Here is a 24,843-nt window from a genome sequence, read left to right as displayed (position 1 = left end):
GCACGCTCCTCCCTGTTGTCTTGCTTTATTCTGCCGCCTGTTGTGTCGATCCTGCGGCCGGCAGATTCTTCACCAGCGCGGTCAGTTCCGCAATCTCCTGCTCGGTGAGATCGGTCAGCGGCGGGCGGACCGGGCCGGAATCGCGGCCGATCACCTTCATGCCGGCCTTGATGATCGAGACCGCATAGCCCTTCTTGCGGTTGCGGATCGCGATCAGCGGCAGGATGAAATCCTTCAGGCCGGCGTGGATCGTCGCATGGTCGCGCTTGCGCACGGCGGCGTAGAAATTGGTGGCGAATTCCGGCACGAAGTTGAACACGGCCGACGAGTAGGTCGTCACGCCCATGTCGAGATAGGGCAGCGCAAACGTCTCGGCGGTCGGCAGGCCGCCGACATAGGTCAGGCGGTCGCCGAGCTTGGTGTAGACGCGGGTCATCAGTTCGATGTCGCCGATGCCGTCCTTGTAGCCGACGAGGTTCGGGCAGCGCTCGGCGAGGCGGGCGACCGTGTCGGGCTGGAGGATGGCGTTGTCGCGGTTATAGACGATGACGCCGATTTTCACGGCGGCGCAGACGGCCTCGACGTGGGCGGCAAGGCCTTCCTGCTCGGAATGGGTGAGGTAGGGCGGCAGCAGCAGCAGGCCGTCAGCGCCGGCCTTCTCGGCACCGATCGCGATCTCGCGGGCGATGGCGGTGCCATAGCCGGTGCCGGCGAGCACGGGCACGCGGCCCTTGGTCTCCTCGACGGCGACCTTGACGACTTCAGGGACTTCGGTTGGGGTCAGCGAGAAGAACTCGCCGGTGCCGCCGGCGGCGAACAGACCTGCGACATCATAGCCGCACAGCCAATCCATGTTGGCGCGGTAAGTCGCCTCGTCGAAGGAATAGTCCGCCTTGAACGGCGTGACGGGGAAGGACAGGAGGCCGGATCCGATCTTCTGGGCCATTTCCTGCGGGGTCATCTTGCTCATGGGCGCTGCTCCCTGCTCTCGTGTTGTCTGGGACGCAACGCGACGCGCGTCCATGCGCTGCTGTTTAGGAGACGGTTCGATGCGCGTCCAAGCCAAAGCCTATATCGACCGATGCGGATTGAGCATCAATCTTCCATCACCTCCGCCGAGGACAATTCGCTGGCGATTTTGACCAGTGCGGACAGCAGCGGATTCTCGTCGTCGCGGCGCCAGACCATGAAGAGTTCGACCGGAACGCGGTTGCGCAGCTTGAGGGGACGCAGCCGAACGTCGGAGATTTTCAGGCCGGCGGCCGCGGCCGGCACGATCGCGAGGCCAAGGCCGGCGCGCACCATCGCCAGGATCGAATGGATCTGGCTCAGATGCTGGACATAGCGCGGCAGGATGTCGGCGCGGGTGAACAGCGCCACCAGGAGATCGTGGAAGTAGCGGCTCTCATAGGGCGAATACATCACGAAGGGCTGGCCGTCGAAATCCTTGATGGTGATGCTGTCGGCATTGGCCAGCGGATGCTTCTTCGGGATCGCGGCGAGCAGGGGCTCGGCGACGACGCGGCGGCTGGTCAGCTCGGGCCGCGCGATCGGCGGCCGCAGCAGGCCGGCATCGATCTGGCCCGAGGTCAGCGCCTCGAACTGGTCGCCTGAGACCATCTCCTTCAGCGAGAAATCGACCTCCGGCAGCTTGGCGCGGCAGGCCGCGACCAGCTCGGGCAGGAAACCGTAGGCGGCCGCGGCCGTAAAGCCGATCTTCAGCGAGCCGGTCTTGCCGAGCGCGATGCGGCGGGCGACCTGAGAGGCGCTTTCCGCGAGCTTCAGGATGCGGCGGGCCTCGGGGAGGAAGCTGCGCCCGGCGGGCGTCAGGCGCACCGAGCGGCTGGTGCGCTCCAGCAGCGGCGCGTCGATGATGTGCTCCAGCACCTGGATCTGCCGGGACAGCGGCGGCTGGGTCATGTTGAGCCGCGCTGCGGCACGGCCGAAGTGCAGTTCTTCGGCCACCGTAACGAAACAGCGGAGCTGGTTGAGGTCGAACATCGATACATGCCTTAGATGAATAAGGCGTTTCCCCGGCACTTCTAGCATCGATCATCCCCAAAACAAAGACGGCGGCTTTTTAGGGCCGCCGTTGAGTTGCCTGTCCCGCTCCGATCACTCGGAGCGCTCAGGAGGAACGTTTGAGCACCACCCGCTCGATCTTGCCGACCACGACGAGGTAGGCGACCGCGGCCACCAGCGCGTTGATGCCGACGAACACCAGGGCGCCGTTGAAGGAGCCGGTCGCGGCCACGATGTAGCCGATCACGATGGGCGTGGTGATCGAGGAGAGGTTGCCGAAGGAGTTGAACAGGCCGCCGGAGACGCCGCCGGCCTCCTTGGGAGAGGTGTCGGAGACGACTGCCCAGCCGAGCGCGCCAATGCCCTTGCCGAAGAAGGCGAGCGCCATGAAGCCGACCACCAGCGCCTGGCCGTCGACATAGTTGCAGGCGATGATCGACATCGACAGCAGCATGCCGCCGACGATCGGGATCTTGCGCGCCATGGTCAGCGAACCGGTCTTGCGCAGGATGGCGTCGGAGATGACGCCGCCGAGCACGCCGCCGATGAAGCCGCACAGCGCGGGCAGCGTCGCGACGAAGCCGGCTTGCAGGATCGACAGGCCGCGCTCCTTGACCAGGTACACCGGGAACCAGGTCAGGAAGAAATAGGTCAGCGTGTTGATGCAGTACTGGCCGAGATAGACGCCGAGCATCATGCGGTTGGAGAGCAATTGGCGGATATGGTCCCATCTCGGGCCGGAGTCCGGCGCACGCTCGTCCCTGGGCGCGTCGAGATCGACCAGCGCGCCGCCTTCCCTAATGTAGTCGAACTCGGCCTCGTTGATCGAAGGGTGCTCCTTCGGTCCATAGACGGTCTTGATCCAGGCAAGGCCCATGATGACGCCGAGCCCGCCCATCACGAAGAACACGTAGCGCCAGCCGTAATCATGGGCGATCCAGCCCATCAGCGGCGCGAAGATCACGGTGGCGAAATACTGCCCCGAATTGAAGAAAGCCGATGCGGTGCCGCGCTCATTGCCGGGAAACCAGGCCGCGACGATGCGGGCGTTGGCGGGGAACGACGGCGCTTCCGCGACGCCGACCAGGAGGCGAAGCGCGAACAGCACGATGATCGCAGTGCCGACGCTGAAGAAGCCGACCCAGCCCTGCAGCATCGTGAACAGCGACCAGATGATGATGCTGAAGGCATAGACGAGGCGCGAGCCGTAGCGGTCGAGCAGCCAGCCGCCCGGCACCTGCGCGGCGACATAGGACCAGCCGAAGGCGGAGAAGATCCAGCCCATGGCGACGGGATCGAGATGAAGCTCCTTGGAGAGCGCGGGACCCGCGATCGAGAGCGTGGCGCGGTCGGCGTAGTTCACCGTCGTGACCAGGAACAGCATGGTCACGATGAACAGCCTGACGCGAGATCTCCTCACGTCCGTTGCGGACACGACTGCGCTCATAAGGCGCCTCCTTAGAACTCGAAATGTTTCCTCACGACGACTCCTAGAGGCGCACGCTGGAAAGTGTCCAAGTTCAAGGGGGTATCGATTGATACCGTTTTTGAATTGATGGAACGGCAGGTCGCGGGAACGTATTGTGACAGCCATCAGAAAATGCATCGCCCGCTCCAGTGCGCGATTGCGCACAAGGCGGGCGATGATCTGACGGTGGGGAGAGGGCTGTCGTCCTCTCGCACTCTGGCGAATGGGCTTTGAAAGATCAGTCCTTCAGCCGCACGGCTGGCAGCAGGCGGGTATGATCCTCGCCGCGCACCGCCTCGAGCTCGTCCGGCTCCAGGCCGAGCGCCTTCAGGATGGTCGGCGCGACCTGCCGGTTCGCAACGCGCTCGCGGACGACCGTGGGAGCGAGCTTCGGATTGGAGACGACGAGCAGGACGTGTGTATCGTCCTCGGCGAAGCCGCCATGTTCGGCGATCTTGGCCTTGCTCTTGCTATAGATCGTGCCCGCGATCGGCTGGATGATGATGTCAGGCGTGCGCCCCGCCGCCGGATCGCCGAACCGATCGACCAGCTCCTCACCGGCATAGATCTTTTCGATGTGAGCCTTGTTGCTGCCTTTGCGGTCGGCCTCGAGAATCGCGACGGCCTTCGCGGCATCCCCCTGGTTCTTGAGCCAGATCAGGGCAACGTCATCGGCAGTTTCCTGGGCCAGCGCAACGCCGCCGCCCGTCAGCAGATCGGCCGGATCGGTGACGTCGGCGCGCGCGCCGCCGCCCAGCTTCGGATTGGTGCTGCCGGTCAGCATGTGAAGCTTGTTCACGTCGATCGGCGATTGGCCGTGCTTGGCGCCGACGATGACCAGCGTATCGCGGGCAAGGTGCTGGTCCGCCAACGCATCCAGCATCTGGCCGAGCGAGGCGTCGACGAAGTCGAGCGACGCCTGAAGTTGCGCGCTCGGCGTTGCGGCGGCGTCCAGATATCCGTCGGCGGTGACTTTCTGTCCAACGCTGACGGCCTGGAAGTTCATGCCAAAGATCGCGGGAACGCCGACCTTGGTCTTGCCCGTGTGGTCAAAGCCCTTGATCCAGTTGAGCACGGCCGTGACCTTGGTCTGGTCGTAGGTGCGCGTGAAGCTTGGGTCGGTGGTCCAGTCTGCGCCGGGCTGTCCCGGTACCGAGGTCGAGTTGATCTCAGGCGTATAGAGCTCATCGAGGCCCTTGCCAGACGGACCGCTGATGATCTCGTAGGCTGGATGCTTGTCTGACCAGGCGGTGCGCCGACCCGTTTCGTGGATCACTTCCATGATAGTATTGAGCCGCAGAAACTGGTGCGGATAGACCAGCTCGCATTTGCCGTTCCTCAGTCGCATCGGCAGGTTCGCGGGGTTGATATGGTTGGAACCGGCCGGGCCGCCGCCGTCGAGTTTGGTGAGGTCGTAGTCGAGGTTCTCGGCAAAAAGCGTCTCGGTTCCGGCACTTCCCTGGCAGTTGCTGCCGGGCGCGAACAGCGTGCGGTCGTAGGAATCGTCATAGAACACGCCGTGAGTTTTCGGGGTCCCGCCGGTCATGAATGCCAGGAGGCCCGGGAAGGAGTCCGAAGGCCGCGAGGTGTGCGCATCGGCGAAGTGTACGCCATGCGCAAGCAGCCTGCCGAAGCTCGACGACGGATGGGAACCGACATAGCGCTGCAAATCGACCTCATGCATGCCGTCGACACTGATCAGCAGGACATGCTTCACGTCGCCCTTGTCCCTGTCGTCCGCGCGCGCGAACGAGGGAGCCAGTAGCGAAAGACCAAGGGTCGATGCAAAAGCGATAGCGACAGCCGCGAGCGGCCGCTTTTCGATCGTCATTGTTGAGCTCCCCAGTGATGTCTGTTGTTGATTGATGTGCAGGCGCACGACACCGCGCAGCGGAGAGCCTGCGCTCACTGCTGCGTGCGTCGATTTGAAGCACTGGGAAAAATAGGTAGTGGTAGTGAACGTTGGATGACGCCACGATTACGCAGCACTCGAAAATTTTTGTGCGCGCAGTGTCGTCAGTTCAAACTAACGCCAGATTCGTCGGGTGCACGCCCGTAAAGATGCGCTGGATGCTGTCGTTGTTGAGGCCGAAGACGTGGCCGAACAGATCGGCAAACAGCGCGCGATAATCGGTCAGCACGGGATAGTCGCGGTTCTGGAACAGATGCGGCTGCTCGACCTTGACCTGCTCGCCGAGAATGCGGCCGCCATTGATGCCGCCGCCGAGCACCCAATAGACACTGCCGTGACCGTGATCGGTGCCGCGGTCGCCGTTCTCGCGGAATGTGCGGCCGAATTCCGAGATCACGACCACCACCGTATCGCGCCATGCGGCCGGCCCGACTTCCTCGGAGAAGCCGACGAGCGCGCGCCCGAGCTCGCCGAGCCGGTCGGAGAGATAGCCGTTGGCGGCGCCCTGGTTGACATGGGTGTCCCAGCCGCCGACGTCGACGAAGCCGAGGTTGAACTGCTCGCGCATCAGCCGGCCGATGCGCCGCGCCGACAATTCGAAGCCGCGCGGCGAGACCGCGCCGCGATTGGCGGCATTCATCTCCTCGGAAACCGAACGGTAGACGTCATCGCGCACGCGAAAACCTTCCGACACCGAGGATGCCAGGTTGGACTGGGCGTACATCTGCTTGATCAGATCGGCCTGACGGTCGTCGACGCCGGGCTTGCCGACGTTGTTGATGCCGGTGTTCGGCACCTGCGATTTGCCGCGGAAGATCAGCGGGAGCTGGTCAGTGAACGCGATCGGCTTGACGCGCGTCAGCTCGGTGGCGAGCCGGCTCATGAAGCCCGAACGATAGTCGCGCGAGCCGGAGGCCGACTGGCCGAGCTCGATCGTGTCCTGGGTCTCGAAATGGCTCCGGGTCAGGTCGTCGCTGGTGCCGGCGAAGGGAATGAAGGCGATCTCGCGCTTGGCCCAGAGCGGATAGATGCTGTCGCGCAAAGCGGGATGTAGTCCCCAATCGGAATCGAGCGCAAGCGCTGCGTTGGGATTGCCAACATCGGGCTTGGCGATGGCGAGCGTCGGTCGCGATGCACGATAGAATTCGCTCGAGACCGGCACGACGACATTCGCCGCGTCATAGGCACCGCGCAAGAATACGACAAGCATGCGGGCATCGGTTGCCGGCGCGGCCCAGACGCGGCCTGCCACCGTGAGCGGAGCGAGTGCCGCAAAAGTCTTGATCAGCTCGCGACGGTTCATGGCGATCTCCGTAGCTCAGTGCATGAATTCCGGTGACGACAGGAACAGCGTGTTCCAGTCCTGCGGTGAAATCGCCCGGTCAAGCGATGCCAATGTCGCCGGGCCGAGCGTCTTGCGAAGGCCGTTGAAGTAGAGCGCGTTCTGGAGCAGCGGGAACGCAGGCTGCTCGACCGGGTTCGGCCCGTCGGGTTTGAACAGGCCGGACGAGCCCGATCCGATCTGGCGCGCGATCTCGAAGCGAACCATCATCTGTCCGGGGCCGTTCCACGACGCCGAGGTCAGCGCATAGCCGTCCGGCGTCTCGTGGTTGAACAGGCCCTCGCCGAGGCGGTTGATCCAGCCCTGGATCGGCAACCCGGTCGTCATAGGCGAGACGGACCGCCGACAGCACATATTGCACGGGATCCTTGAAGCGCGTTCCGGGTTTTAGCGCTGCTTCGAATTCCGGTGAATGGATCATCGTGGCGAGGACCGAGGCGATGTCGCCGTCGGTGGATTTGAAGGTCTGCGCCATGCGTGCGACCAGCGCGTCCGACGGATTGTCCGAGACGAAATAGGTCGCGATCTTGCGCGAGACATGGCTCGCGGTCGCAGGATGGTGGACCAGAATGTCGATGGCCTCGTCGACCTCGGCGAGCCCGCGGCCCTTGATGGTGTGGCCGAGAAAGGTCTTGTCGCTGTAGTCGTGACGGGACGGATTGAACTCGAAGGCGCCCTCGCGCACGAGCTGGGACTGCAATTCCGGCTTGAGCTTCGGGTCTTCCGGTTTGGTGTCGATGCCGACCCCGGTGAGGATCTTCGCCAGCGACTCGACGTCGGCCTGCGTGTAGCCGGAGCCGACGCCCATGGTGTGCAGCTCCATGATCTCGCGGGCGTAGTTCTCGTTCAGATGGCCGGCCGCATTGTCGGCGTTGTCGAGATAGCGCAGCATCGCGGGATGACGAACGGTCGCCGCGAGCAGGTCGCGAAACCTGCCGAGCGAGTTGGGACCAATGGCGTGATCGACGTAGTCGCCGACCAGCACGCGCAGATTCGATTTGTACTGGTGAACGTTGAAATGATTGAACCAGAACCAGACCATGCGCTCGCGCAGCTGGTCGGGCGCATAGAGCGCGCGCAGGATGGTACGGGCCGCGGCCTGTTTGGCGCGATCGTTCATCGCCTGCTGAAAGACCTGCTGCGCGGCCTTCTTCTGTTCGGGATCGGTGACCTGATTGGCGCTCTTGGATTGCTGTTCGAAGGCGACCGCAATGTCGAACGGGAAACTGTGGACGTCGGGCATTACGTCGATCTGCGCCTTTGCCGCGTCGGGCAAAACCGGATTGCCGGCCGGATGCAACTGCTCCTGCAGCCAGCGTTCGGCACCAAGGCCGTGCATGTGCGCGGCACTCGCGGTGCTCACGCCAAAGGTCAGCCGATCGAGCAGAGCGAGATCATGCGGATTGAGATCGTCGGCGCGGGTGGTGCTCGGGTGTAGGCCTGCAGCGAGCGCGACGAACGCCGCAACGCTCGACCAGTGCAGCCGACGATATCCGCTTCTGCTATCCACGATCGGTCCCGACGGGTTCGGACTGCATGAGGATTCCCACATCCCATGACGCGTCCGTCACCATGCGCCGGCCGGCTGAACCTGCCCTGAATGGAATGGACTCAATTGACGGCAGCGCGATCAATTTCCGGCGAGCGGCAACGATGCGCCGTTCCGGTTCCCGCGCCGTCTGCAATCCGCTCTATTGCTTTGCGCCCGGCAGGAGCGGAGCCAGCAGTCCGCGCGTGACGCCTGGCGGCACGGCATCCAGGCCGAGCACCGCGCTCGCGGCGGGCAGCGTGGCGTCCGCCATCGCCGCGTGGCCTTCGGCGCTCGGATGCACGGCGCCGCCATAGACGGCCGAGAGCACGCCCCAGGTCGCGTCGTGGATGTCGTTCGGCTGGCTCGCCGCCGGCAATCCTTGCGGATAGGTCATCGCCGCAAAATAGCTGTCATTGGCATCGCGGATCCAGCGCGCGCGCGGCAGGTAGGCGCGATATTCCGAGGCGCTGCGGCCGCACAGCATCGGCTGGCTCGCCGCGCTGACGATATCCGGATTGAAGCTCTGGCCGTTCTCGGCAAAGCAGGTGCGATCGAATTCGGGATCATTGCCGGAATGAGCGCAAAAACCGTGATCGGCGAATGCAGCCTGATGCGTGTCGACGAAGGTCATGCGGTCAGCCTCGGGGTCGCGGCACAGCGCGCCCTGCGTGCAGGTGGCGAGGCCCTTCAGCTGCGGCAGGAACTCGGTGTCGACGAAGGTCGAGACGCGGGCCAGGCGCTGCGGATCGGCATTGAAGGCGGGATGAATGTCGAAGCCGCCGCGGCCACCGCGGCAGGGTACGCCGCCGTCGGCGAGCGCCGGATTGGCGTAGGAGACGTAGACCACGCGCGATAGATCGCCGCCGAGCAGCGGCTTCAGCTCCTCGCGCAACTTGACGAAATTCTTCGGCAGCTCGCGCTGGAGCGCATCGCGGGACTCGTCGACGCTCGCCATCACGCCGGAGCGGCGGAACAGCGCACGTTCAGTTGCAGTGTCGACGATGACATCGGCGACGAGGCCGGAGAAGTAGACGTCGTTGGCGCCGATCGAGAGCAGGACCAGATCGAGATTGCGATCCGGCTGGCGTTTCTTGGCCGCGGTGACTGCCTCGCGCAGCTCGGCCACCTGCGCATTCACGCTGGTGTTGCAGACGCCGCTCTTGCCGGGCGGGCATTCGCGGGCGCGCTGCGAGCCGAGCAGCCCGTCGCTGATGCTGGCGCCGGTGCAGGCGAGCGGCAGATAGGTGACGGCGATATGGCTGTAGCGCACCGCGAGCGCGAGCGCCGTGCGGGCCTGGTAGCTGTAGAGCGAGCGGTGGCAGGGCGAGTTGAGCCAGAGCGCGCTGTAGCGCTGCCAGTTGGCGAGCGTATCCGGCGCCTCGCAGGCGCGACCGCCCTTGAAGCCGGCGCGGCTCGGCCGGTAATACTGTCCGCCGGCGGTGCCGAGATAGGAGCGGAAGCAAAAGCCCTCGTCCGACAGCGCCAGCGGCCGGTCCGGATTGCCTTCGCCGGAGGCGATGCTATCGCCAAGGCCGGCGATGAAGATATCGCGGACCTGGATTTCGGTCTGGATGCGTTGGCTCGGATCGGAGCCGGAGGAGACGTCGACGCTCGCGACCGTCTGCTTGCCGTAGCGAACCCTTAGATTGACCGGTTCGGCGCAGTCGAAGGTCGAGGTCTGCGGTCCGTCGCCGTCGTCGAACGACCACGCGCAGGTGGCGCCGACCGGCACCGCGCCGGTCAGGCGCACGGTGATGGGGTGGTCGATCGGGGTGATATAGTTCTCTTTGACATTGTCGCGGGTGCAGGGCTGGTTGACCCGGCCCTGAAGGTCGATGCAGAGGCGGTTGACCATGTTGCGGGCCCAGCCGCGGCCCTCGCTCTGCAGCTCCAGTGACTGCTCGGCGGCGAGGATGCTGCGGTTACGCGCATTCTCGACGTGCAGCAGGAAGTCGCGCTCCTCGCGGAACAGGCGGAAGCGGTTGCGGACCTCCCAGGTGATCTGCATCGCGCCGGCATCCTGCGCGACGGCGCGCTGAAGCGGCAAAACGGTAAGGAGCCCGGCCAGCAGCAGGGCGCCCGAGAGACAACGGCGAAGGGAAACAGGGATCATGGCCCGCGTCTTCAACGGCAAAGTTGAGGCGGAAATAAGAGAGCATAGCTCTCCGCCCTGCAACCTTGGTCTGCCGCCTCCACGGGCTGCCAGCGTGACCGCCGGCTCGCCTTATCGTTTGCTGGCCTGACGCACCAACCGTTCGCGCTCCATCGGCGTCACCTCCTTGGGCAGGTTGGCCTGCGCGCAGGCTTCCGCCAGCCGCCGCCGCTCCTGCCAGGGCCGGACCACGTTCATCCAGAGCTCGCGGGTGCCCATGATGGAGATGGCGAGGCCGAACGGGATCACGAAATAGAGGATGCGGAAGACGAGCAGGGTCGCCAGCAGCTGCTCGCGGCCGAATTCGGGCAGTGCCACCAGCATGGCGGCGTCGAACACGCCGATCGAGCCCGGCGCATGGCTGGCGAAGCCCAGCAGCGTTGCCAGGATGAACACCACGGCGAGCGACAGGAAGTCGATCGGCGGATTGGCGGGCATCAGCAGGTACATCGCAAGAGCGCAGAAGCCGAGATCGACCACCCCGATCAGGATCTGCACCAGGGTCAGCGGCGCCGACGGCAGCACGACCTTCCAGCCCTTCTGACCGAGCTCGCGGCGTTTGTCGCCCATACAGAGCCAGACCAGATAGGCGCCGATCGAGGCGAGGCCGCCGAGCGCGATCAGCCGATTGATCGACGACGGCAGCTGATCCATGTAGGAGGCCGCATCCGGGTGGATGGTCATGCCGATCGAGAGCACGAAGATGTTACCGAGCCAGAAGGTCAGGCCGGAGAGGAAACAGATCTTGGCGACGTCGATCGCATTCAGCCCGTAGTCCGAGTAGATCCGGAAACGGATCGCACCGCCCGTGAACACGGTGGCGCCGATGTTGTGGCCGATCGAATAGGACGTGAAGCTCGACAGCGCTGCGATGCGATAGGGCACGTGCTTCTTGCCGATCGTTCGCAGTGCAAAAAAATCGTAGAAGGTCAGCGTACAGAACGCGAGGAACACGCAGATCGCGGCCAGGCCGATATTGCCACGAGGGATATCGGCCAGCCCGGTGAGGATGGCGTTCCTATCGATCCCGTGGAGGGTCCGCACCAGCGTGGTGACCGCGAAGGCGATGATCATCACGCTCGCGGCAATACCGAGCCGTCGCCAGCCGATCCATCTCTTAAAGCCGCGTTTCAGCGCGGGCAGCAGTCCGTGCATTCATCCTCCCGGCGGGGGGCAAGACCGACCGGGCCAGACATTGGCCGGTCGGCTACGATCACTGCCCGAAACGGGCATCGATCGCTGGGCATGATGTAGCTCATTTAAGGCAAAAACAGCGGCTTGTGCAGCCCTTGACAACGACAGGTTCTACGCCGGACCGGCTGTTTTGTCATAAGTGGTTCACATGGCGCGCGCGTTAAGCATATGAGTCGAGGGACCGGCTTGCATCGCGCGCCCGTGTATTCAGATGGTTTCAAATCCTGCGCCCGCAAGCGTTGTTCCTGCGCAAACGATGCAGGCTTTTTTTGGAACGACGGTATCGCGCGCAGGTTAGCGCTCCATCAGCAATCGAACACGGCGAAAAAATGCGGCTTTTCGTGCGAGCCGGTGCCGCCGTGTTCCCGAAACCCAAGAGGATCGGAACGATGGGACTGTTCACAAAAGACATCAAGACCATGAACGACCTGTTCGTGCATCAGCTACAGGACATCTATTATGCCGAGCAGCAGCTCACCAAGGCACTGCCGAAAATGGCGGATAAGGCGACCGATCCGCAGCTGAAGCAGGGCTTTTTGACGCACCTTGAAGAAACCAGGCAGCACGTCACGCGGCTGGAGGAAGTGTTCAGGATGCACGGTGCGAAGGTGAAGGCGGTCGACTGTCCCGCAATCGACGGCATCATCGAGGAGGCCGACGAGACCGCGGGCGAAGTCGCCGACAAGGCGGTGCTCGATGCCGCGCTGATCAACGCAGCGCAGGCGGCGGAACATTACGAGATCGTCCGCTATGGCAGCCTGATCGCCTGGGCCAAGCAGCTCGGCCGCACCGATTGTGCAGCCGTGCTTGCCAAGACTCTCGAGGAGGAGAAGGCGACCGACAAGAAGCTGACCTCGCTTGCCGAGAGCAAGATCAACCTGCGCGCCGCGAGCTAGCGGAGGCCAAAAATGAGACGCCGCGCGGTCGACGCGCGGCGTTTCGCTATCCAGCGACGACATTCATCCTTCGGTCCTTGTCGAAGCATAGTGGTAGGCGGGGAGCCTATATGTCGCATGGGGCTGCAATCGAGGTGGCAGCATGCGAGCCAACACTATCAAATATGAAACCTTCGACGCGAACAGTGCGCCGCGCACCGCATCGCGCCTTGCAACCTCGCTCACGCTGGCCGCGATGAGTCTCGGCTACGGCGTGGTGCAGCTCGATGTCACCATCGTCAACACCGCGCTCGACGCCATGGGCAAGACGCTCGGCGGGGGCGTTGCCGAGCTGCAATGGGTGGTGAGCGCCTACACCATCGCCTTCGCCGCCTTCATTCTGACGGCCGGCGCGCTCGGCGACAGGATCGGCGCCAAACGCATCTTCATGGCGGGGTTCGCGATCTTCACCGCGGCCTCGCTGGCCTGTGCGCTATCTCCCAACGCCATCGTGCTGATCGGTGCGCGGCTGGTCCAGGGGCTGGCCGCGGCGATCCTGGTGCCGAATTCGCTGGCGCTGCTCAATCATGCCTATACGGACGACCGCGCGCGCGGCCGTGCCGTCGCAGTCTGGGCCGCGGGCGCGAGCCTGGCGCTGACCGCCGGTCCCTTCGTCGGCGGCGCGCTGATCACGCTGGTCGGCTGGCGCGCGATCTTCCTCGTCAATCTGCCGATCGGCCTGGTGGGGCTTTGGCTAAGCTGGCGCTATGCGACCGAGACCACGCGGGCGCGTTCGCGCGAGATCGACCTGCCCGGCCAGCTCGCCGCGATCGGCGCGCTGGGTGCGCTCGCGGGCGCGATCATCGAGGGCGGCGGGCTTGGCTGGCAACATCCGCTCGTGCTTTCGGCCTTCGCGGCGGCAGCGGTCCTGGCCACGTTGTTCGTCTGGCGCGAGAGCCGTACGGCGCAGCCGATGCTTCCGCTGTCCTTGTTCAGTCACCGGCTGTTTACCCTGACCACGGTCGTCGGCCTCCTCGTCAACATCGCGATCTACGGCCTGATCTTCGTGCTCAGCCTCTACTTCCAGCGGATCAACGGCCTTTCGGCGTGGTGGACCGGGCTTGCCTTCGTGCCGATGATGGGTGCGGTGTTGCCGGTCAATCTGCTGGCACCGCGCCTCGCCGAGCGTATCGGCCCGTGCCCGACCATCGTCGTCGGCGCCTGCATCTCGGCGCTTGGCTGTCTTGGTCTGGTCTCGATCGATGCGGGAACGAGCTATTGGGCAATCTTCGCGCAGATGATCGCGATCAGCGGTGGGCTCGGCTTGCTGGTCCCGCCGCTGACCTCGACCTTGCTCGGCAGCGTCGAGAAGGCGCGCTCGGGCATCGCCGCCGGCGTCCTGAACGCGACGCGGCAGACCGGCAGCGTCCTTGGTGTTGCGCTGTTCGGGGCGCTGGTGGCGTCCGACAGCGCGTTCATGACGGGCCTTCACCAGTCGCTCATCATTTCGGCGGCCGTGCTGCTGCTGGCCGCCGGTGTGATCGGCCTCGGGGCAAAGGCAGGCGGGCGAACAATGTGAGCGACCGCACACATTCTCTGTTCACCATTTCCGAAACGGGCGCATAGCCGGTTACCGACTGTCCACCTCTGCCGGCTCTAGTGCGGGATGGAATAGGGGCCGGCAATGTATCAAGTCCTTTACTGTCTCACGGATCAGCACGATTGGCGTCTGGTCGCACTCGGCGGGGCGGTTTGTCTGCTCGCCAGCGCGGCGGCAATCAGCCTGTTTCACCGGGCGCGTGCGACGCAGGGACCGGGGCGGCTGGTCTGGATCTCGCTGGATGCCGTCGTCAGCGGCTGCGGCATCTGGGCGACGCACTTCATCGCGATGCTGGCCTACGGGCCGGGCAACGGTGGTGCCTACAACATTCCGGTGACGATCCTGTCGTTGATCTTCGCGATCTCAGTCACCTTCGTCGGACTGAGCATCGCGGTATCGTCCTTGCGAACGCTGTGGGTCGTCCTCGGCGGTGCCATCGTCGGCGGCGGCGTCGCGGCGATGCATTACACCGGCATGGCGGCGCTGGAGATTCCCGCGCGCGTGAGCTGGGTCGAAGGCACGGTCATTGCATCGGTCCTGTTCGGCATTGCCTTTGCGGCGCTCGCGCTGTTCGTCGCGGCGCGACGCGACGACCGCTCCCATGCGCTGGCTGCGACCGGCCTGCTGACGCTCGCCATCGTCGCGCATCATTTCACCGCGATGGGCGCGGTTGTGCTGACGCCGGACCCGACGCTCGCGATCAGCGGGCTGTCGATCCCGCCCGCCTCGATGTCCTTCCTCACCGCCAGTGCCGCTGTCGCAATCATCGCGATCGCGCTGGTGTCGGCGCTGCTCGACCGCCGCGCCAAGGGCGAGCTGGGACGCCAGCAGGTCGTGCTGGATACCGCTCTTGAGAACATGTCTCAGGGGCTGTGCATGTTCGATGCGGACGGCAAGATCCAGCTGTTCAACGAGCGCTACGCCGCGATGCTCGGCCGCACCGACATTCCGCTTACCGGCCGACTGCTCGTCGACGTGCTGCGGGAAGAGCAGGCCAAGGGCCAGTGGCAGGGCGATGCGAACGAATTCTTCGCGCGCCTCGTCGCCGACGCGCGCGAGGGCCGCACGACCAGCCAGGTCGTGACCCGGTTCGATCGCTCGATCCGCGTCGTCAATCAGCCGATGCTGGGCGGCGGCTGGGTCGCCACCTTCGAGGACATCACCGAATGGCTGGAGGCGCAGGCCAAGATCTCGCACATGGCACGCCATGATGCGCTGACCAATCTGCCGAACCGCGTGCTGTTCCACGAGCAGCTCGAACAGGGGCTGCGCCGGGCGCGCGCGAACGACCAGCTCGCGGTGCTCTGCCTCGACCTCGACCATTTCAAGGATATCAACGACTCGCTCGGCCATCCCATTGGCGATGCGCTGCTGAAGGAAGTCGGCCGCAGGCTCAAGGCCACCGTCGGCGAGCAAGACACCGTGGCCCGCCTCGGCGGCGACGAGTTCGCCGTGGTCCAGATCGGCCGCTCCGAGGAGGCTGCCGCGCGAGCGCTCGCCGGCCGTCTCGTCGAGGTGATCTCCGCGCCTTATGAGATCGACGACCATCAGATCGTGATCGGCGTCTCGATCGGCATCTCGCTGTCGCCGCAGGACGGCAGCAATCCCGACGAGCTGCTGAAAAATGCCGACCTCGCGCTGTACCGCGCCAAGGCCGACGGCCGCGGCACCTATCGCTTCTTCGAGACCGGCATGGACGCGCGCGCGCAGGCGCGGCGCTTGCTGGAAATGGATATGCGGGCGGCGCTCCAGCGCGACGAATTCCAGCCGTATTACCAGCCTATCCGCGACGTCGCGAGCGATCGCGTGGTCGCCTTCGAGGCGCTGCTGCGCTGGAACCATCCGCTGCGCGGCCTGATCTCGCCTCTCAACTTCATTCCGCTCGCCGAGGAGACCGGCCTCATTATTCAGCTCGGTGAGCTCGTGCTGCAGAGTGCCTGTGCGGATGCTGCGACCTGGCCCGATGACATCGGCGTCGCCGTTAATTTGTCGCCGGTGCAGTTCAAGAATCCGAACCTGATCGCATCCGTGACCGAGGCGCTGGAGAAATCAGGGCTCGCGGCCCGCCGGCTCGAGCTCGAGATTACGGAATCCGTGCTGCTTCAGAACAGCGAGGCGACGCTGACCACGCTGCACGATCTGCGCGCCATGGGCGTGCGGATCTCGCTCGACGATTTCGGCACCGGCTATTCCTCGCTGAGCTACTTGCGCAGCTTTCCCTTCGACAAGATCAAGATCGACCGTTCGTTCGTGTCCGAGCTCGCCACGCGCGAGGATTCGGTGGCGATCATCCGCGCCGTGACCGGACTCGGCCGCAGCCTCGGCATCGTCACCACGGCGGAGGGTGTCGAGAACGACGCGCAGCTCGAGCTGCTCAGGCGTGAAGGCTGCACCCAGGCACAGGGCTATCTGTTCAGCATGCCCAGGCCCGCATCCGAAGTGGCTTTGATGCTGGAACGGCCGCGGCTGCGCGCTTCGGCTTAAATCAGGTTAGCCACGGCGCAGCGAGAAATGCGCGCCGCAAAACGCCATCACGGCGCCCAGGCAGAGAGCGGCAAGGGCCGCCAGCATGCCGGAGATAGTCGGGACCGCGCTTGGCGCCGAAGCCGCCTGGCCCGCGCCTGCAAGCAAGAGCACGCCGACTGCGATCAGGAATTGCCGCATACGGTGCGGGATCTGGCCGTCGACGGCGCTCTGCATCAAGCCTGCCGTGAAATAACCGCCCGAAAAGCCAACCGTGGCAATCAGCCACCAGGCGATCGCAGCACCCGTCGGCATGAACTCATGCGTGTCCGAGCGCCAGAGGCCGCCGAGGTCGAGCCCGTAGCGCGCGCCAAGCATATGCACCGCGAGCGCGAGCAGCACGCCCGAAATCATGGCGGCTCCGAGAATCAGACGGCGCGGAAAATAGGTCGTCTCAGCCATGCCCCGCTTGTAGGATGGGGCAGGGCGATCGCGCAAGCGGATCGCAGACGGGATTGACAGATGCAGGTTTCGGACGGGCCAGGCGCCCCGGTCACGGGCTATGCCTACAAGGCGTCGCTGATCGGATCGGCGCATCGCTTCGAGCTGACCGGCGAGGGATTGTCCTGGCGCATCGCCGGCCGCTCGGGCGTCTGGCGCTATGATGAGATCAGTGCAATCCGGCTGTCGTTTCGCCCGGTCTCGATGCAGCAGCACCGCTTTCGCGCCGATGTCAGCCGAACCAGTGGCGGTCGCATCGCGATCCTGTCGACGAGCTGGCAGACTGCGGCGTTGATGGCGCCGCAGGACAGAGGCTTTCGCGATTTCCTCGTCGAGCTGCACGCGCGGATGGCGAAGGCCGGCAGCCGCGCCGAGCTGACCGCCGGCCTCGGCCGCAAGACTTATGCTGCGGTGCTGGCGTTCCTCGCGGTGCTGGCCGTGGCGATGGCCGGGTTGTTGATCCGCGCGCTGATGATCGGCGAATTCGCCGGCGTCCTGTTCATCCTCGGCTTCGCCGCGCTGTTTGCCTGGCAGGTCGGCGGCTTCGTCCGGCGCAACCAGCCGCGCAGCTACAGTTTTGATCGGCTGCCGGCCGGCTTGCTGCCCTAGCGCTTGCAACCGGCCGCAATCAAAATTGACTTCGCGGCCGCGGGCCGGTCCCGCATCGTGCCGCGATGACAGCCAGGAATCGCAGCACGCGCCTGCCGACGGCGGACGAGATCGCCGAGATCAATCGCACCCATCTGATCGATACGCCGCTCCAGCCGGCGGACCTGCTGTTTCTGTTCGGCACCCGGGAGGACGTCGCGCTGCGCGTCGAGACCGCCGCGCGGCTGTGGCGTGAGGGCTTTTTCCGCTGGTCGATTGTCAGCGGCGGCGTAACGCCTGGCTCGGAGCAATCCGAGTGCATGATCATCAAGGCGGCGATGGTCGGCGCAGGCATTCCGGCGGATCGGGTCCTCGAGGAGCATCGCGCGACGAACACGGGCGAGAACGTGATCTTCTCGCTGCCGATCATCGATGCGGCGCTGGGACTGCACAGCATTCGCAGCGTGATTTGCCTCGGCAACACCTGGACCGCGCGGCGCTATCCGATGACATTGCACCGGCACTGGCCCGAGGTGACGAAGCTGCTGCTCACCGTCGATAGTTTTGCGACGCCACGCACGCTCTGGCATACCGACGCCGAATTTCGCCGTCGTGTCCTGCACGAATGGGACAAGATCGCGCCGTACAAGGCGAGAGGCTTCATCGCGGAATGGCCGGAGCGCTGACCGGCGAGGGGCTACTCCGTCGAGTCGAAATCTTCCTCCTTGGTGCCGAGCAGCGAGACGATCGTGCGCAGGCCGGAATCGAGCTGCTCGAACGAGGGCGGGGCGAGCGCCAGCCGCACCGCGTTCGGGGCATGGCCATGCGCGACCGCGAATGTCGAGGACGGCGTCAGCGCGATGCCGCGCCGGGCCGCCGCGGCAACGAATGTCTGCGAGCGCCAGTGCGGCGGCAGCGTCAGCCAGAGATGATAGGAGCGCGCATCGGCGGCGATCTGGTAACCGGCGAGCAGTCGTGCGGCGGTCTGCTGGCGTCGCGCAGCGTCGATGCGCTTGAGCCGTGTCAGCTCGGCGACGGTGCCGTCGGCCATCAATCGCTGACCGGATGCGAGCGCGTGGCCCGAGGCGATCCAGCCGCCGGTGCGGACCGCGCTCATCACGCTCTCGCGCAAATGAGGGGGCGCAACGAGGATGCCGAGCGCAAGACCCGGCGCGACTTTTTTTGAGAGGCTGTCGAGCACGATGCAGCGGTCCGGCCCGAGCGCCGCCAGCGGCGTGTCGTCGGCGAGGAAGCCGTAGACGGCATCCTCGATGATGGTGAGGTCGAGCTTCTCGGCGACGCGCATGATGTCGGCCCGCCGCGTCGCGTTCATGGTGACACCGAGCGGATTCTGGATGATCGGCTGGAGATACAGCGCCGACAGATGCGCTTCGCGATGCGCCTTCTGGATCGCGTCGGGCCGCGCGCCAAATTCATCCATCGGGATCGGCACCAGCGTGATGCCGAGCCGCGCGGCGATGCTCTTGACGTAGGGGTAGGTGAGCGCCTCGACGCCGCAGCGGCCGCCGGTCGGGACGAGCGCGGCGAGCGCGGCCGCGAGCGATTGCTTGCCGTTGGCGGTGAACAGGATCTGTTCGGCCTGAGGCGTGAAATCCTTCCGCGCGAGATAGGCGGCGGCCGCGTTGCGTGCGCTCTTGGTGCCGGTGCTGGTCGATGAGCGGAGTACGGCTTCCAGCGCATCGACGCGTTCGAGCCCGGCGAGGCTCTTCGCGATCATTGCCCATTGTTGCGGCAATAACGGATAGTTGACCTCGAAATCGATGCGCGCATCGCGCGGTTCGGTGAGGGTCTCGACTTCGCGTCTGATGTCGCCGGAGATGAAGGTGCCGCGTCCGACCTCGCCGACCACGAGCCCGCGGCGCAACAGCTCCGTATAAACCCGGCTCGCGGTCGAAACCGCTATGCCACGCTCATAGGCAAAATTGCGCTGCGGCGGCAGCCGGTCGCCGGCCCTTAACGTGCCGTTAGAGATATCTGCGGCAATGGCATCCGCAAGCTTCACGTACTCGAACTTGGACATTATTGCACCGAGAGCAATGTTTTCCTTGCTCCGAGCAATGTACTGGAGCATTTAAGTTCCATCAAGGCCCGCGATTGAGCCGAGGAGAGCGAGAGCAATCCGATGGCGAATGAGGTGCAGACGCTTCCAGCGTTTGCGCCAACGGCACCTGCTTCGTCGCGCGGGACAATCGGCCGGAGAAGAAACATGACCACGATCTCGCAAACTGCCGGGCGGAGTTTACGCCCATCCTCGTCGAGCGGATTTTTTGCCACACTCGTCAACGCCGCTTACGCCCTGTTCGACCGCCTGGAGCGCCGCTCCGCCGTCAAGACGCTGAACGAGCTCGACGACCGCGCCCTGCGCGACATCGGGATCAACCGCAGCCAGATCGAGGACGCGGTGTACGGGCAGTTCAAGGCCGAGCTGACGCGGTATCTGTGAGCTATCTCTGACGGGACGTCCCGCAAGGCTGGCGTCCCGATATGTGCAAATGTTTCCTCAGCGTCATTGCGAGCGCAGCGAAGCAATCCAGAGCCTTTCCACGGCGGTAGTCTGGATTTCTTCGCTGCGCTCGCAATGACGGAGTGTGTGGGTGGTAGCGTCCGCTCCTTCAGCCCACATCTCAATCACAGACACGGCTTCGCCCTCTCGCGGCTCATCTCGCCCGAGCTTTGCTTCGTCGCCTTGCCCTCAATTGAAAGAGGGCGCAGGGAAGACCGGGTGCCGGCTGGCACCCGCGGTCCACTGTGCGATGGTTGCGCTACGAGAAGCTGCACAGCGGCATACAGGTGAAGCCGTGACATCCGGCCTTCCCTGCGCAGTGGTTTGACGGCTTATGTCGTGCTCTCCCCGGGGAGCGATGCACTATTGCCCCCGTCGTCTCGCAGATAACTGACACGCGAACCCGGTTGAGCTACACGCATCACTGCGAGACTTGACGCACAGACCCCGGGCGTCAGGACCACACGATTTTGCCGTACGCAGATCACACCGGTCGTGTGCGCGACGCTTTTGCTCACGGTTGCCCGCCCTGCAAAACCCCTCGCGCCGATGTGACCACGTCCACCGCCGCCCGGCCCGCGTTCGTGACGATCGCGATACGCCCCTCTTCCTTGGGCCTGGGTTGCGCGAAACATACGCCAATTCCGAATTTCGGTAAAGTGGAATATTTTTAGATCTGCGGATTGACCGACGTTTTGGGTGTTTTGCCCGTCGGGCAACGCAATATGTCGTAGCACGATCACGCCAGTGCGACCTGGCCCCACACGCTCCCATAAGCGCGATCGTCCTCGGACGGGACAGGCTTGCGGCGAGGCCGCGTCGGAGCGCCGTGTTGACGCCCGTGCCGAACATCGAGGCGCGGCAAGTGCGCGACGAGGTGGCCTGCGAGCGACGCGATGCGCGCCGCCGCCTGTTTGACGACGAACAAAATCGTCGTGATGCGGCTCAGCACGCCGAGCAGGAACAGCACCGAGAAGATGTCGATATAGGCCAGGAAATCGCCGATCAGCATCAGCTCCGGCGGAATCGGGATGCTGTGATAGTAGGCGCCTATCAGGATGACGACGGGGATGAAGGCGATGACCTTCCGCACCGTCAGCCTGTCCAGCAGCGCGGCCAGTTGCACGACCAGCACCTCCCACAGCGCATCGCCGATTGCGAGCGGGACCTCGTAGGTCCATCTCCGCCAGAGTTGCTTCACGACTTTGCTCCGAGTTCAAAGCGCGATGAAATTGGGCTGCGGCTGCTTCCGCATCGTCATTGCGAGCGAAGCGAAGCAATCCAGAGTCTTTCCGCAGAGGCAGTCTGGATTGCTTCGTCGCAAGAGCTCCTCGCAATGACGGAGTTCGTGGTGAGAGCTCAGTGCCTCACCACCAGCACCGAGCACTTCGCATAGCGCACCACATGGCCGGCGTTCGAGCCGAGGAAATAGGTGCGCATTGCAGGCCTGTGCGAGGTCATGACAATCAGATCGGCCTTCATGTGCGCGGCTTCCTCCAGGATCTCGTGATAGATGCCGCCCTGGCGCACCACGCTCGAGATGTGGGAGGCCTCGATCCCGGATTCGCGCGCGACGATGGCGAGCGCCTCTTCCGAGGTCTGGCGCTGCTGTTCGTCGAAGTCGGCCGGGACGTATTCGGCGAGCATCACCGGCGTCATCGGCAGCACGTTGAGCAGCCGGACCGATCCGCTCCAGTTCTGCGACAGCGTTGTCGCGGTTGCGATCGCTGGCTTTGCCAGATCGGTGTCGGCGAGGTCGATGGGCACGAGAATGGACTTGTACATCTGCGCCTCCCTAGTGACCAAGCTGCATCAACCGGTCGAGACGGCGCCCGCGCGTCTCACCCCAGTCGAAGCAATTTGGGGCTGACGAACAGCACCAGTTTGCCGCGGCGGTAGGCCACGTCACCCCAATCCTTGACGTCAAAGTCGAGGACCGCAAGCCCCGCCGTGGGTAGATTGTCGGCAAGCGCCTTGGCGCCGGCCGGATCGCCGCCGCCCATCAGCATCAGGCCGGCCTCGTGCATGCCCGGATTGTGCCCGACCAGCAGCAATTGCCTGGGATTGGCCGGGACGGTTGCAGTGCGAATGGTTTCGAGGATATGCGCGGGATCGGCGCCGTAGAGTTCCGGCAGGATCTCGACCTGCGGCGCTGCGACGCGGTCCTTCATCGCCTGCCAGGCGATGTCCCAGGTCTGCCGGGCGCGGACAGCATGCGACACCAGCACCATCTTGGGGACGGGGGGATGGGTGGCGATCCAGTCGCCCATCTCGGCGGCATCCCTCTGACCCCGGTCGTCGAGCCGGCGGTCCTGGTCGCGGCCGCTCGGCGCGTCGGTCTCGGTCTTGGCGTGACGCAGCAGCATCAAACGGCGCATGGCATTCTCGAATCGTTCCACGTCCAGGATAATCTACAGGCGCCGGTTGAGGACAAGGTGACAAGCGCCCGATTGGTCCTTTAAGAAGATTGCACCATTGACAAAACGACATGAGCGAGACTTTCACAAGCGTGTCCCAGGAAGAAGCCGGCTTTCGTGAACGTGCGCGGTTGTCGTTCGATCTCGACGCCGACATTTGCGTGATAGGGGCGGGGCTTGCCGGCCTCTCCATTGCGCTGGAGGCGGCCCGGCTCGGCGCCAGCGTCGCGGTGCTCGAGGGCCGCCATATCGGCTGGAACGCCTCGGGCAACCAGCTCGGCGCCGTAACGCCGGGCTTCGCGCTGCCGCTCACCGAGCTGATCGAGCGCATCGGCTTCGAGGACGCCAGCGAATTGTGGACGCTCTCGAAGGAGGGCGCCGAGTTCGTCCGGGCCAACGCCACCGAGGAGAACATGCCGGGCATCGGCCTCACCGACGGTGTGCTGGAAGTCTCCAATGTCGATGCCGGCGACCGGCTGATCAGCCGGCTGCAGATGCTCAACGAGGATTTCGATACCGAGGCCGAGGGCTGGCAGGTCGATCGTGTCCGCGAGGCGCTCAAGACCGATCGCTACTTCCACGGCGTCTATTATCCCAAAGCATTCCAGGTCGACGGCCGCAAATATGTGCATGGCCTGGCCGCGCTGGCGCGACGGGCCGGTGCCCGCATCTTCGAGGATACGCCGGTCGTCAGCATCGATCATTCCGGCATCCGCAAGCGCATCGTGACGCCGTCGGCGCGGCTGCGCGCGACGCACATCGTGCTCGCCGGCAACATCCATCTCGGCGCGCCGTTGCGGCGTCTGTCGGAGACGCTGCTGCCGGTCTGGCGTTATGCTGGAATTACCGCGCCGCTCGGCGAGCGCGTGCACGAGATCATCGGCTTCAAGGGGTCGGTGATGGATTCCGATGGCGTCGATCATTTCCGCATCGTCGATGGCGACCGCCTGATGTGGGAGAGCCCGGAGACCACCTGGGCGGCGCGGCCGCAGCGCTTTGCCGGTCCCGTGAAACGGCGGATCCGCACGATCTTCCCACAGCTCGGCGATGTCGAGATCACCGAGACGTTCGGCGGCGCCACCGGCCAGACCGTGCACGGCATGCCGCAGATCGGCCAGTTGCGCAAAGGCCTGTGGGTGGCGAGCGGGTTCGGACGCCAGGGCATGAACACCTCCGCCATGGCCGGGCAGCTGATTGCGCGCAGCATTTTGCGGGGCGACGAGCGCTGGAAGCTGTTCTCGCCGTTCGAGCTGGTCTGGGCCGGCGGCACGACGGGACGGGTCGCGGGCCAATTGGTCGGCATGTGGGGCAGGGCGAGTTCCGCCGCCGCCGGGTCGTTCGCCCGCTACCGCGAGCGGGCACGGGTCAAGGACAGGGAACGCGAGGCGCGGCTGGCCGAGGCCAACCGGGCCGCCGGCACCGGTTCGCGCCGTCCGCCGCCCGGGGTTCGGCCGCGGGTGGCTCCAGCGCCGCCGCCTGCGACAGAGGAGGCGAAACTCGCCTCCCAGGAGCAGAGCGTCTCGCAATAAGTTGAGAAAATTCCCGCCTGGAAGTGTAACGTACGCCGTTAGAACCCGTATCTCAGGGCGTGGACTTCCTGCGCACGGAGAATGACATGTTTGACCGCCGCATCCTGTTGACAACCGTCGCCGGCCTGTTTGGCCTTTCGGCCTTCCGCTGGCTGAGAGCAACTCCGGCCCAGGCGGCCGAGAAGTTCGAGATCGAGAAGACCGACGCAGAATGGCGCGCCCAGCTCACGCCGCAGCAATATGAGATCCTGCGCAGGGAGGGAACCGAACGGCCGGGCACCAGCCCGCTGCTGAAGGAGCATCGCAAGGGCGTCTTCGCCTGCGCCGGTTGCGACCTGCCGGTGTTCGCCTCGGAGACCAAGTTCGAGAGCGGCACGGGGTGGCCGAGCTTCTACCAGCCGATCGAGGGCAATGTCGGCAAGACCGAGGACCGCACCTTCGGCATGGTGCGCACCGAAGTGCACTGCCGGCGCTGCGGCGGCCATCTCGGTCACGTCTTCGACGACGGTCCGAAGCCGACCGGATTGCGCTATTGCATCGACGGTTTCGGACTGGTCTTCCACCCCGCGGCGCCGTCGGCGACGTAGGGATCTATTTGACGTGTTTCCCCGGCAATTGTTGCCGGTCCGGCAATTATGCCCCGGTCATCGGATCGGGGCATCTCTATTTAACTCATTGATTTCCTGAGAATACGCGCATTGGCATAGGCCTTGCGACGTCTCCTC

The 24,843-nt window shown here is 64.8% G+C and carries 21 protein-coding genes and 1 pseudogene; 8 read left to right on the top strand and 14 right to left on the bottom strand.

Annotation, left to right across the window (positions count from 1 at the left end; translation table 11 throughout):
* Window positions 1-25: 25 nt before the first annotated feature.
* The 9 genes and pseudogenes from kdgD to V1280_RS13980 all read right to left on the bottom strand — a co-directional run bounded on the left by kdgD (window position 26) and on the right by V1280_RS13980 (window position 11,582).
* Window positions 26-970, bottom strand: coding sequence for a 5-dehydro-4-deoxyglucarate dehydratase (kdgD, locus tag V1280_RS14020; protein WP_334524621.1), 945 nt, complete (start codon window positions 968-970; stop codon window positions 26-28).
* 125 nt (window positions 971-1,095) lie between these two features.
* A complete protein-coding gene (locus V1280_RS14015; RefSeq protein ID WP_334524617.1) occupies window positions 1,096-2,001 on the bottom strand; it encodes a LysR substrate-binding domain-containing protein in 906 nt (301 codons plus the stop codon).
* Between the two features lie 127 nt (window positions 2,002-2,128).
* Window positions 2,129-3,469 (bottom strand): MFS transporter, encoded by a 1,341-nt coding sequence (locus V1280_RS14010; protein WP_334524614.1) that lies wholly within the window; start codon window positions 3,467-3,469, stop codon window positions 2,129-2,131.
* Between the two features lie 259 nt (window positions 3,470-3,728).
* Window positions 3,729-5,321 carry an alkaline phosphatase family protein gene (locus tag V1280_RS14005; RefSeq protein WP_334524611.1) on the bottom strand — a complete coding sequence of 531 codons (1,593 nt, stop codon included), beginning with the start codon at window positions 5,319-5,321 and terminating at the stop codon, window positions 3,729-3,731.
* A 190-nt stretch (window positions 5,322-5,511) separates the two neighbouring features.
* Window positions 5,512-6,705: a DUF1501 domain-containing protein gene (locus V1280_RS14000; RefSeq protein ID WP_334524608.1), complete on the bottom strand. Its 1,194-nt coding sequence runs from the start codon at window positions 6,703-6,705 to the stop codon at window positions 5,512-5,514.
* A 15-nt stretch (window positions 6,706-6,720) separates the two neighbouring features.
* The gene (locus V1280_RS13995; protein ID WP_334524606.1) at window positions 6,721-7,071 is read right to left on the bottom strand and encodes a DUF1800 family protein; all 351 of its coding nucleotides are present in this window, start codon (window positions 7,069-7,071) and stop codon (window positions 6,721-6,723) included.
* 61 nt (window positions 7,072-7,132) lie between these two features.
* A pseudogene (locus V1280_RS13990) lies at window positions 7,133-8,083 on the bottom strand (DUF1800 domain-containing protein); the annotation flags it as partial.
* Between the two features lie 352 nt (window positions 8,084-8,435).
* Window positions 8,436-10,388, bottom strand: a complete 1,953-nt coding sequence (locus V1280_RS13985) for a hypothetical protein (RefSeq protein ID WP_334524604.1) — start codon at window positions 10,386-10,388, stop codon at window positions 8,436-8,438.
* A 111-nt stretch (window positions 10,389-10,499) separates the two neighbouring features.
* Window positions 10,500-11,582: a lysylphosphatidylglycerol synthase transmembrane domain-containing protein gene (locus V1280_RS13980; protein ID WP_334524601.1), complete on the bottom strand. Its 1,083-nt coding sequence runs from the start codon at window positions 11,580-11,582 to the stop codon at window positions 10,500-10,502.
* Between the two features lie 428 nt (window positions 11,583-12,010).
* Here V1280_RS13980 and V1280_RS13975 point away from each other — a divergent pair, with 428 nt between their 5' ends.
* The 3 genes from V1280_RS13975 (at window position 12,011) to V1280_RS13965 (ending at window position 16,580) form a co-directional block, all read left to right on the top strand.
* A complete protein-coding gene (locus tag V1280_RS13975; RefSeq protein WP_334524598.1) occupies window positions 12,011-12,517 on the top strand; it encodes a YciE/YciF ferroxidase family protein in 507 nt (168 codons plus the stop codon).
* A 142-nt stretch (window positions 12,518-12,659) separates the two neighbouring features.
* Window positions 12,660-14,075 (top strand): MFS transporter, encoded by a 1,416-nt coding sequence (locus V1280_RS13970; protein ID WP_334524595.1) that lies wholly within the window; start codon window positions 12,660-12,662, stop codon window positions 14,073-14,075.
* Between the two features lie 105 nt (window positions 14,076-14,180).
* Complete coding sequence (locus V1280_RS13965; protein WP_334524592.1) at window positions 14,181-16,580, top strand: bifunctional diguanylate cyclase/phosphodiesterase; 2,400 nt, start codon at window positions 14,181-14,183, stop codon at window positions 16,578-16,580.
* A gap of 6 nt (window positions 16,581-16,586) precedes the next feature.
* Here V1280_RS13965 and V1280_RS13960 read toward each other — a convergent pair whose 3' ends face one another.
* Entirely contained in the window at window positions 16,587-17,021 is a 435-nt protein-coding gene (locus V1280_RS13960) for a hypothetical protein (RefSeq protein WP_334524590.1), read from the bottom strand.
* 60 nt (window positions 17,022-17,081) lie between these two features.
* On the opposite strand from V1280_RS13960, the gene V1280_RS13955 reads away from it, so the two are divergent.
* Both V1280_RS13955 and V1280_RS13950 read left to right on the top strand, forming a co-directional pair.
* Window positions 17,082-17,669, top strand: coding sequence for a hypothetical protein (locus tag V1280_RS13955; protein WP_334524587.1), 588 nt, complete (start codon window positions 17,082-17,084; stop codon window positions 17,667-17,669).
* Between the two features lie 65 nt (window positions 17,670-17,734).
* The gene (locus tag V1280_RS13950; RefSeq protein WP_334524584.1) at window positions 17,735-18,334 is read left to right on the top strand and encodes a YdcF family protein; all 600 of its coding nucleotides are present in this window, start codon (window positions 17,735-17,737) and stop codon (window positions 18,332-18,334) included.
* A gap of 11 nt (window positions 18,335-18,345) precedes the next feature.
* On the opposite strand, the gene V1280_RS13945 is transcribed toward V1280_RS13950, so the two are convergent.
* Window positions 18,346-19,689, bottom strand: a complete 1,344-nt coding sequence (locus tag V1280_RS13945) for an aminotransferase-like domain-containing protein (protein ID WP_334524580.1) — start codon at window positions 19,687-19,689, stop codon at window positions 18,346-18,348.
* A gap of 186 nt (window positions 19,690-19,875) precedes the next feature.
* Between V1280_RS13945 and V1280_RS13940 the strand changes: the two genes are divergently transcribed.
* Window positions 19,876-20,112: a DUF1127 domain-containing protein gene (locus V1280_RS13940; protein WP_128958298.1), complete on the top strand. Its 237-nt coding sequence runs from the start codon at window positions 19,876-19,878 to the stop codon at window positions 20,110-20,112.
* A gap of 799 nt (window positions 20,113-20,911) precedes the next feature.
* On the opposite strand, the gene V1280_RS13935 is transcribed toward V1280_RS13940, so the two are convergent.
* From V1280_RS13935 to V1280_RS13925, 3 genes are all read right to left on the bottom strand, one after another.
* Complete coding sequence (locus tag V1280_RS13935; RefSeq protein ID WP_334524574.1) at window positions 20,912-21,373, bottom strand: hypothetical protein; 462 nt, start codon at window positions 21,371-21,373, stop codon at window positions 20,912-20,914.
* Window positions 21,374-21,531: 158 nt separating this feature from the next.
* Window positions 21,532-21,957 carry a universal stress protein gene (locus tag V1280_RS13930; protein WP_148775195.1) on the bottom strand — a complete coding sequence of 142 codons (426 nt, stop codon included), beginning with the start codon at window positions 21,955-21,957 and terminating at the stop codon, window positions 21,532-21,534.
* Window positions 21,958-22,013: 56 nt separating this feature from the next.
* The gene (locus V1280_RS13925) at window positions 22,014-22,550 is read right to left on the bottom strand and encodes a SixA phosphatase family protein (RefSeq protein ID WP_334524569.1); all 537 of its coding nucleotides are present in this window, start codon (window positions 22,548-22,550) and stop codon (window positions 22,014-22,016) included.
* Between the two features lie 110 nt (window positions 22,551-22,660).
* Here V1280_RS13925 and V1280_RS13920 point away from each other — a divergent pair, with 110 nt between their 5' ends.
* Window positions 22,661-24,118 (top strand): NAD(P)/FAD-dependent oxidoreductase, encoded by a 1,458-nt coding sequence (locus V1280_RS13920; protein ID WP_334524566.1) that lies wholly within the window; start codon window positions 22,661-22,663, stop codon window positions 24,116-24,118.
* An 86-nt stretch (window positions 24,119-24,204) separates the two neighbouring features.
* Complete coding sequence (gene msrB / locus V1280_RS13915; protein WP_334524564.1) at window positions 24,205-24,705, top strand: peptide-methionine (R)-S-oxide reductase MsrB; 501 nt, start codon at window positions 24,205-24,207, stop codon at window positions 24,703-24,705.
* Window positions 24,706-24,843: the final 138 nt, after the last annotated feature.

It is taken from the genome of Bradyrhizobium sp. AZCC 2230 (genome assembly GCF_036924495.1).
In the GTDB taxonomy this organism is placed as follows: Bacteria; Pseudomonadota; Alphaproteobacteria; order Rhizobiales; family Xanthobacteraceae; genus Bradyrhizobium; species Bradyrhizobium rifense.
Note: the sequence above shows the minus strand (reverse complement) of the source record. Positions and strands in the feature narration are given on the sequence as shown.

Excerpts from the sequence above, each read along its gene's own strand:
- kdgD (WP_334524621.1), bottom strand. The coding sequence starts at position 970 with ATGAGCAAGATGACCCCGCAGGAAATGGCCCAGAAGATCGGATCCGGC.
- V1280_RS14015 (WP_334524617.1), bottom strand. The coding sequence starts at position 2,001 with ATGTTCGACCTCAACCAGCTCCGCTGTTTCGTTACGGTGGCCGAAGAA.
- V1280_RS14010 (WP_334524614.1), bottom strand. The coding sequence starts at position 3,469 with ATGAGCGCAGTCGTGTCCGCAACGGACGTGAGGAGATCTCGCGTCAGG.
- V1280_RS14005 (WP_334524611.1), bottom strand. The coding sequence starts at position 5,321 with ATGACGATCGAAAAGCGGCCGCTCGCGGCTGTCGCTATCGCTTTTGCA.
- V1280_RS14000 (WP_334524608.1), bottom strand. The coding sequence starts at position 6,705 with ATGAACCGTCGCGAGCTGATCAAGACTTTTGCGGCACTCGCTCCGCTC.
- V1280_RS13995 (WP_334524606.1), bottom strand. The coding sequence starts at position 7,071 with ATGACGACCGGGTTGCCGATCCAGGGCTGGATCAACCGCCTCGGCGAG.
- V1280_RS13985 (WP_334524604.1), bottom strand. The coding sequence starts at position 10,388 with ATGATCCCTGTTTCCCTTCGCCGTTGTCTCTCGGGCGCCCTGCTGCTG.
- V1280_RS13980 (WP_334524601.1), bottom strand. The coding sequence starts at position 11,582 with ATGCACGGACTGCTGCCCGCGCTGAAACGCGGCTTTAAGAGATGGATC.
- V1280_RS13975 (WP_334524598.1), top strand. The coding sequence starts at position 12,011 with ATGGGACTGTTCACAAAAGACATCAAGACCATGAACGACCTGTTCGTG.
- V1280_RS13970 (WP_334524595.1), top strand. The coding sequence starts at position 12,660 with ATGCGAGCCAACACTATCAAATATGAAACCTTCGACGCGAACAGTGCG.
- V1280_RS13965 (WP_334524592.1), top strand. The coding sequence starts at position 14,181 with ATGTATCAAGTCCTTTACTGTCTCACGGATCAGCACGATTGGCGTCTG.
- V1280_RS13960 (WP_334524590.1), bottom strand. The coding sequence starts at position 17,021 with ATGGCTGAGACGACCTATTTTCCGCGCCGTCTGATTCTCGGAGCCGCC.
- V1280_RS13955 (WP_334524587.1), top strand. The coding sequence starts at position 17,082 with ATGCAGGTTTCGGACGGGCCAGGCGCCCCGGTCACGGGCTATGCCTAC.
- V1280_RS13950 (WP_334524584.1), top strand. The coding sequence starts at position 17,735 with ATGACAGCCAGGAATCGCAGCACGCGCCTGCCGACGGCGGACGAGATC.
- V1280_RS13945 (WP_334524580.1), bottom strand. The coding sequence starts at position 19,689 with ATGTCCAAGTTCGAGTACGTGAAGCTTGCGGATGCCATTGCCGCAGAT.
- V1280_RS13940 (WP_128958298.1), top strand. The coding sequence starts at position 19,876 with ATGACCACGATCTCGCAAACTGCCGGGCGGAGTTTACGCCCATCCTCG.
- V1280_RS13930 (WP_148775195.1), bottom strand. The coding sequence starts at position 21,957 with ATGTACAAGTCCATTCTCGTGCCCATCGACCTCGCCGACACCGATCTG.
- V1280_RS13925 (WP_334524569.1), bottom strand. The coding sequence starts at position 22,550 with ATGCGCCGTTTGATGCTGCTGCGTCACGCCAAGACCGAGACCGACGCG.
- V1280_RS13920 (WP_334524566.1), top strand. The coding sequence starts at position 22,661 with ATGAGCGAGACTTTCACAAGCGTGTCCCAGGAAGAAGCCGGCTTTCGT.
- msrB (WP_334524564.1), top strand. The coding sequence starts at position 24,205 with ATGTTTGACCGCCGCATCCTGTTGACAACCGTCGCCGGCCTGTTTGGC.